Source organism: Ruminococcus sp. SR1/5, from assembly GCF_000209835.1.
In the GTDB taxonomy this organism is placed as follows: Bacteria; Bacillota; Clostridia; order Lachnospirales; family Lachnospiraceae; genus Blautia_A; species Blautia_A fusiformis.
On record NC_021014.1, the window covers coordinates 964,240 to 972,666 of the forward strand.

Annotated in this window: 7 protein-coding genes; all 7 read right to left on the minus strand. The window is 43.9% G+C overall.

Annotated elements, in window-relative coordinates:
* Nucleotides 1-148: 148 nt before the first annotated feature.
* Nucleotides 149-2,140 carry a glycoside hydrolase family 31 protein gene (locus CK1_RS04995; protein WP_015525203.1) on the minus strand — a complete coding sequence of 664 codons (1,992 nt, stop codon included), beginning with the start codon at nucleotides 2,138-2,140 and terminating at the stop codon, nucleotides 149-151.
* Nucleotides 2,141-2,154: 14 nt separating this feature from the next.
* On the minus strand, nucleotides 2,155-3,837 hold the full coding sequence (locus CK1_RS05000; RefSeq protein ID WP_306289072.1) for a glycoside hydrolase family 13 protein: 1,683 nt from the start codon (nucleotides 3,835-3,837) through the stop codon (nucleotides 2,155-2,157).
* A 207-nt stretch (nucleotides 3,838-4,044) separates the two neighbouring features.
* Nucleotides 4,045-4,620, minus strand: a complete 576-nt coding sequence (locus CK1_RS05005) for a substrate-binding domain-containing protein (protein ID WP_015525204.1) — start codon at nucleotides 4,618-4,620, stop codon at nucleotides 4,045-4,047.
* Nucleotides 4,611-5,024: a LacI family DNA-binding transcriptional regulator gene (locus CK1_RS05010; RefSeq protein ID WP_242996982.1), complete on the minus strand. Its 414-nt coding sequence runs from the start codon at nucleotides 5,022-5,024 to the stop codon at nucleotides 4,611-4,613. The genes CK1_RS05005 and CK1_RS05010 overlap by 10 nt, the downstream gene beginning before the upstream one ends.
* Nucleotides 5,025-5,047: 23 nt before the next feature.
* Entirely contained in the window at nucleotides 5,048-5,218 is a 171-nt protein-coding gene (locus CK1_RS05015) for a hypothetical protein (RefSeq protein ID WP_015525206.1), read from the minus strand.
* 159 nt (nucleotides 5,219-5,377) lie between these two features.
* On the minus strand, nucleotides 5,378-7,468 hold the full coding sequence (locus CK1_RS05020) for an elongation factor G (RefSeq protein WP_015525207.1): 2,091 nt from the start codon (nucleotides 7,466-7,468) through the stop codon (nucleotides 5,378-5,380).
* Between the two features lie 149 nt (nucleotides 7,469-7,617).
* Nucleotides 7,618-8,340 (minus strand): phosphatase, encoded by a 723-nt coding sequence (locus tag CK1_RS05025; RefSeq protein WP_015525208.1) that lies wholly within the window; start codon nucleotides 8,338-8,340, stop codon nucleotides 7,618-7,620.
* Between the last annotated feature and the right edge of the window lie 87 nt (nucleotides 8,341-8,427).

Sequence of the window (8,427 nt, forward strand, 5' to 3'; positions counted from 1 at the left end):
GCAATAGCAAAAGCCGTAAGATATATGTTTAAGAAACTTTCACATATACTTACGGCTTTTCTGTTTATCAACTGTTCACATCCTGTATTCTTTATACTGTTTAACGTAAATGATGTAACACAGAAATTTATATTTCATTTTGCTGACTTTATTTTTTCAGAACACGGTAATTTTCTTCTCTGTCGTAATCCTTATGGACCCCATCGTCCTCATATAAGGTATACTCCGCACCTTCATATCCGAGAAGCTGCATATTTTTTGTATCCAGAGCTGCCACACATTCCGCTGCTTCTGCAACCGGAATACATTTTCCCTTCCGGATAAACAACGGAATCTCATTCAGTGCCACCTCTACATAATGAACACCCTTTTCAAGGATCTCCTCTGCAATGGTTCCATCCGGAAGGAATTTCACAAACTTCATCTCCTCTGGAAGATATACATAACGGCCTCTTGCGTTCTGTTCATAAACCGGAGCGATCATGATCTCATTTCCAAGAAGCAGCTGGTCTTCCACATGTACGGCAATCTTATCCTCCGGATAAACAAAGCCCAACGGCCGGAAATACATATCATCGTTCAGAGCCGCCTTCATATATTCACTGTAAAGATATGGAATAAGACGATATCTTACACCGATCACATGACGGAAATCTTCCACATTTTCAAACTGGTAGCATTCCTGCTCTCTGGTACCGATTGCTGTATGATCACGCATCAGCGGTGTGAATACTCCAAGTGCCAGGAAACGAAGCAGCAGTTCTCTTGTTGTATCAGCGCCAAATCCACCCAGATCTGCTCCTGCATACAGGAAACCACACATATTCAGAGATGGCATCATCTTCAGGTTCAAAAGGATATGAGCCCACCAGGATTTATTATCGCCGGTCCAGATCCCACTATAACGATGCATACCAATATAGGATGATCTGGAGAACATCAGAAAACGTTTTTCCGGATCGATCCGTTCAAAAGCCTCCCCTGCTGCTCTGGTCATATTGTAGCCAAACAGGTTATGGACTTTGTCATGGCGAATCTTTCTGCCATCCACATTATGGTAAAATCTCCGATAATCTTCCGGATTGTTTGCAACATTGCGAAGTGCACTCTGCATCTTCCAGATATGGATCTTTCCTTCCGTATCTTTTGCAAATTCTCCTGCAAGCTCTTTGACCTCTTTCATTCCCTCTGTGGAATAGAAGATCGCCGGCTCATTCATATCGTTCCAGAAACCGTCGATTCCCTTCTCGATCAGGAAACGGTATTTGTCACCGAACCATTTTCTGGCATCTTTGTTCAATACATCCGGAAAATGAGTATCCCCCGGCCATACAGCAGCTACAAAATCACTGCCGTCCTCTCTCTGGCAGAAGTAGCGGTTTTTGACACCCTCCTCATAAACATCGTATCCCGGCTCTACCTTGACGCCGGCATCGATGATCGGGATCAGACGGATATCCTGATCCTTCAGTTCCTTTACGAATTCCGGAAAATCCTGAAAATTCTCTTCACTTAATGTAAAGTCCTTATAAGACTGCATATAATCAATATCCATATAGATCATATCAATAGGAATATGATTTTCACGATATCCAGCTGCAACCTTCCGGAAATCCTCTTTTGTAGTATAGCCCCATCTGCTCTGGCCAAATCCAAAGGCAAATTTCGGCGGGATATAGCTTCTTCCGATCACATGACGGAACTGCTTTACAATATCATAGGGACTCTCCCCTTCGATCACATAAAGCTTCAGGTCTGCATTTTCGCAGGTTACCTTCATGGTATCCATTCTGGTATAGCCAATGTCAAAGGTGATCGCTGCCGGATAGTCAAAAAACATTCCAAAGGTTTCTTTTCCGGACACAATGATAAGATTATGTGCACCGTACAGGGAATGTTTATCCTCTGTATGCTCCGGATCATCAGTACAGTTACTGGTGTAAATGAATCCTCTCTTGTTGATACCGCGGTTGGATTCTCCCAATCCGTAGACGATATCCTCTTCATCCATGATATAAGTAAAAGAAAATCCATCTTCTGCACAGATTTCTCCATATCCTGGCTTTCCTTCTGCTGTCTCAATGTTTTCTGTCAGTGCCTCAGTCTCAAAGGGCTCTCCATATACATATTTTTTTATCATTTTTCCCTCTCCTGTTACAGATTTCTGTAAAGAACAAATGCCTCATAAGGTTTCAGGACCACTTTCTTTCCAAAATCCTTTCTTCCAAGATTTGTGATCAGACATTCTGCATTTTTCTGAAATTCTTCCGGAATTTCCATTTCTGCCACATGCTCACTGAAATTGCAGACTGTGAGAAGCTTCTCTCCCTCAAGGGTTCTGGTATATGCAAAAATCTGATCATGATCTCTGTAAAGTGCCTCAAAAACACCGTAAACGATCACCGGTTTTTCTTTTCTTAAACGGATCAGCTTCTGATAATAATGGAAAATAGAATTCGGATCTGAAAGCTGCTGCTTCGCATTGATCTCCTTATAATTAGAGTTTACCCTAATCCATGGCGTTCCCTCCGTAAAGCCGGCCTGATGAGAATCCTCCCACTGCATTGGTGTTCTGGCATTGTCACGTCCTCTCAGCATCAGGCACTTCATCATATATTCCGGTGTATAAATACCTGCTTCTGTATATTCATGGAAATACTGAATACTCTCGATATCACGATAATCCTTAAGCTCTGTAAAATAAGCATTGGTCATTCCAAGCTCTTCTCCCTGATAAACATAAGGAGTTCCCTGCATCATATGAAGACAGGTTGCCAGCATCTTGGCTGAAGTTTCCCTGTATGCCGGATTATCATTTCCAAATCTGGAAACACTTCTTGGCTGGTCATGATTTCCAAGAAACAGACTGTTCCATGCTTTTCCCGCAAGCTCTTCCTGCCATTTGATCATAACCTTTTTAAATTCCTGGAAATCGTATTTTTCGGTAGTCCATTTACCATGGTCTGATCCCTGATCCTCTACATGCTCAAACTGAAACACCATGTTCAGCTCATTCCTGTCCTCACCTGCATATTTCTGTGCCTCTTCGATAGTCACACCGGAGGTTTCTCCAACTGTCATCACATCGTATCGGGATAAAACCTCTCTGTTCATTTCCTGAAGAAACTCATGGATCCTCGGGCCATGGACGCAGTAAGGACCAAAATCGCCGTATAATCCTCCATTCATTTCTCCATCCGGATATGACTGATCCTTGGAGATCATGCTGATCACGTCCATTCGGAAACCGTCGATTCCTTTTTCACACCAGAAATTCATCATATCGTAAACTTCCTGACGAACCTTTTCATTTTCCCAGTTCAGATCCGGCTGTTTTCTTGAAAACAGGTGAAGATAATACATCTCTGTCTGAGGATCATACTCCCATGCAGGTCCTCCGAACGCACTTCCCCAGTTATTCGGTTCTTTTCCATTCACCGGCTCTCTCCAGATATAGTAATCCCTGTAAGGATTATCTTTGGATTTCCTACTTTCAATAAACCAGTTATGTTCATCGGAAGTATGGTTTACGACCAGATCCATGAGGATCTTAATGCCCCGTTTATGCGCTTCTTCAAGAAGCTTTTCATAATCCTCCATGGTTCCATATTCTTTATAGATCCTGCGGTAATCGGAAATATCATAGCCATTGTCATCCTGCGGAGATTCCAGCATGGGTGAGATCCAGAGAACATTTACTCCCAGTTCTTTCAGATAGTCCAGTTTTTCTATGATCCCGGGAATATCACCAATTCCGTCTCCGTTGCTGTCCTTAAAACTTCTCGGGTAAATCTGATATACCACGCTTTCTTTCCACCAGTTTTTTTCATAGTAAATGGCCTCCTTTTTCTGTTGATTCTGAAATTAGCATATCCTATCCACCCTTTAAAATCAACAGGTTTCTCGTGAAACTTAAATTACTGCCAAACTTTTTGTTTTTTTATGCAGTTTTAACAATAAAGCACTACTGTCCGGCGAAAGAATTCCTACCACATTCCGGAGAGGCACCAGGAAAAGTCATCACAACATAAAAAAGAGATCCTGCTACTCTTTTACAGAATCTCTCTTTACAAGCCAGACAGGGCTTTTTACATTTTTTTCGGCAGGTTCCTTTCCCTCTGCCATAAGAAGCAGCTTCCGCAAGGCCAGAAGTGCTTTCTGATGAACATCCTGATGAATGGTGGTCAGCTTTGGCCTGACGATCTGCGCATAAAAATTATCATCAAAGCCGGTAATAGAAATCTGATCCGGAATCCGGATTCCCCTGTCTGTAAAAAAATTGATGGCCTCCACAGCTGTGTAATCCGAAGAAAATGCCAGAGCCTTTGTCTCCAGAAAATGAGGCAGCAGCTCTTCATATTTTTTCAGTCTGCGCCGGGGTTCCTGGGGAACCACCACATAGCGGGAGCGGCTGCAGAAGCCGCCATTTTTTTCCATAGCCTGTTTGAATCCAAGCCATCTGGCATAATCACTGTCCTGCTCTGTTTCCGCAACAAAAAGTGCCCGGTGGTATCCACAGGAATGCAGATATTCCCCGATCTGATATCCGCCGGAATAATCATCCACTCCTACATTCTGAAAGCTATATCCACCCTTCGGATAGGCATCGATCAATACCATTTTTTATTCAGCTTTCTGGAAAGCTGATGATACTGTTCTTCATTATACCCTATAATGATAAGACCCTCTACATTCCAACGGGATGCCATATCTACCACATTATCGATCCGTTCACCGCCAATGAGCATAATATAATAGCCTCTGTTTTCTGCTTCGACCTGCAGCGTTCCGGTGATCTCTCCCACAAAAGAATCCTGCAGAGACTGCATACCATGAATGAAGGAAAAACCAAGAACCACTCCAATGATCCTTGATCCGTGTCCGGATAGCATCACAGATCCCATGTGGGGAACATAATTCTGCTCCTTCAGGATCGCCGTGATCCGGTCAATGGTGCTCTGTGAAACCCGTTTTGTATTTCCATTGATCACATTGGATACGGTTGTACGACTGACACCTGCCATATCCGCGATATCCTGCAGCCTTATCATTTCATTGAATACTGCATCAGCTCATAATGAAGCTCACAGCCCTCATAGATTTCTGCCGGAAGTAATGCTCTGGCAACCACTTTCAGTTCCTCCTCCGGCTGATCCACACGCTTCAAATGTGCATAATCTCCGTCAATCTGTTCCACGATATAATCACATACTAACATTTTTTGTCCTCTCTCTTTTCTTTTTTGCTCATACTTCAATAACCTGTATGAGCGCAATTCGTTTCTCTGACTGCTTATTCACGAATGCATCTGAAAACAGGCTACAGCAAATGCTGTAGCCTGTCAACTCTTTATTCTGCCCTCAAAAAATATCTCTGTTTATTCGTCAGCACTGTCAACCTTGCTTGCGCGTGCCGCGATCTCTTTCTCCTGGATATCATTAGGAGCCTGCTCATAGCGTGCAAATTCATAGGAGAAATCTCCGCTTCCACCGGTCATGGAACGAAGGACAGTGGAATAACCATAGATTTCAAGAAGCGGAACATCTGCCTCAATGATGGTATTTCCTTCGTGGTCCGGATTCATTCCGAGAACACGACCACGTCTCTTGTTCAGATCTCCCATAACATCACCGGTATATTTATCCGGAACTGTAACCTTCATGGAGATGATCGGCTCAAGAAGTACAGGAGACGCTTCCATAAAGCCCTTCTTGAAGGCAAGGATAGTTGCCATCTTAAATGCCATCTCAGAAGAATCTACCGGATGATAAGATCCATCGTAAAGGGTTGCCTTCACACCAACAACCGGATATGCAGCCAGAGGTCCCTTGAGAACACATTCCTGAAGTCCCTTCTCAACAGCCGGGAAGTAGTTCTTCGGAACTGCACCACCTACAACTACCTGCTCAAATACATAAGGTGTCTCCAGATCGCCAGATGGCTCAAAGCGCATCTTAACGTGGCCATACTGTCCGTGTCCGCCGGACTGTTTCTTATGTTTGCCTTCTACATCTGAATTCTTACGGAGTGTTTCACGGAACGGAACCTTCGGTTTGGAAAGCTCCACATCCACTTTATAGCGCTCCTTCAGCTTGCTGACAACGATATCAAGATGCTGATCACCCATACCGTAGATCAGGCTCTGACGGTTTGCACTGTCATTGACAACCTTCAGTGTTCTGTCCTCTGTCATCATCTTGGCAAGGGACTGTGCGATCTTATCCTCGTCGCCCTTTTTCACTGCCTTAAATCTCTTATATGTATATGGTGTGGAAAGTATAGCCTTTGGATAAAGGATCGGATTCGCCTTGGTTGCAAGGCTGTCACCGGTCTGTACACTGCCAAGCTTGGCAATGGCACCGATATCCCCTGCAAAAAGCTCCGGAACTTCGATCGGTTTGGAACCTTCCAGGACATAAAGCTTGTTTACACGCTCCTCTGTTCCTTTCTCTACATTAAGAAGTGTATCATCGGATTTCAGCACACCGGAGCATACCTTGATCAGAGAATATTTACCAAGGAACGGATCCGCGATGGTCTTAAATACATAGGCGGATTTTGCCTTGGCAAAGTCATAATTGGCCTCAAAGATTTCGTTAGTCTTCTGTGCGATACCATTGCAGGAACGTCCGCTTGGGCTTGGGAAGTAACCGCAGATATCATCCAGAAGGTTAGATACACCGCGAAGGTTCACCGGTGATCCCATGCATACCGGAACAATACTTCCATCCTGTACATTGGTTGCAATAGCTGCGGAAACCTCTGCTACGGAGAAGGTATCTCCCTCGAAATAACGGTCCATAAATTCTTCGCTTGTCTCTGCAACAGACTCCATCAGAGTTTCATGATATTTCTCAAGATATTCTGTCAGATAATCCGGAACCGGGCATTCTTCCTTGCCGGCCTTATCAATATATCTTCTTCCTGCCTGCTTCACAACATTGACATAACCTACAAACTTACCATCCTCACGGATCGGGAAATGAAGGGGAGCGATCCTCTTGCCGTACAGCTCTGTCAGCTCTTCCACGACCTCACGATAGCTGACATCATCCACGTCCATATCTGTAACAAAGATCATTCGCGGAAGTTTATATTTCTCGCAGAGATTCCATGCCTTCTGTGTTCCAACCTGAACACCGGCCTTACCGGAAACAACGATGATCGCTGCATCTGCGGCACTGACTGCCTCCTCAACTTCTCCCACAAAATCGAAGTATCCGGGAGTATCCAGTACATTTACCTTCATCTTATCCCATGGTACCGGGATCAGAGAAGTTGTGATGGAAAAATGTCTCTTTATTTCTTCCTTGTCATAATCGCTGACAGTATTGCCATCCTCAACACGTCCGAGTCTGCTTGTCATACCTGCCAGATAAGCCATTGCCTCAGCCAGCGTTGTTTTGCCTGCGCCACCATGACCTAATAGGACTACATTTCTGATTCGGTCTGTTCTGAAAACGTCCATATGTAATACCTCCCTGTTTGTCTTACTTAATATGTTCACATTTTACTAAATTTCCATGCAAATTTCAAGTATTTTATTCAATTTTGACAACTTTTTTTCAGAAAGTTTTTCGTATTACCGTCAATTAATACAGAACAGTCGTCTATCTTTCAGAATTTCCGGTTTACATACTTTTTCACGGCATCCACAGAACGGTTCAGTACCAGCTCTTCCGGAAAATCCAGTTTAGTCAGAAGGTCTCTGGCAAGATCAAATTCCCCGATCAGAAGATCAAAATGGGCATCACTGTCCATAACCACAGGTACCCGATATTTTTTGCAGTATTCCAGCATGATGGTATCATTCTCTACTGCATTCTCACGGTTACAGTCAGGGTCCATGGAGTGATTGTTCAGCTCCAGGACTTTACCGTATTCTCTGGCGCCCTGTACAAGCGCCTCATAGTCAACCTCGTATCTTCCGTCATCCGGATGTCCGATGATATTGACACACGGATTCTTCATAGCATTAAGATAGGCCTCCGTATTCTCCTGTCTGCTGCCTGGTCTGATGCATGGAACATGAAGACTTGCAATGACCACGTCCAGCTTCTCCAGGGTTTTCTGCTCAAGATCTACCGTTCCCGCCGCATCCAGGATATTTACCTCCGAACCCAGAAGCAGCTGGATCCCGTACATTTCACGGGGTACTACCTTTATATTCTGGAAATAAAACTTATGACAGGTTCCGGGCATTTTCGGTGCATGCTCTGTGATTCCCAGGAGTTCAAGACCTTTATCGGAAGCAGCCCTGGCCATCTCGCGAAGTGTGCAGTATGCATGTCCGCTGGCTACGGTATGTGTGTGAAGATCCATAACTGACTGATATTTCATGATAAATTCTCCTCTGTATCTTATATTGTTTTTTTCTTATTATATTATACGTCCGAAATCTCCGATTTCTCAAGCCTTTTTCTATTG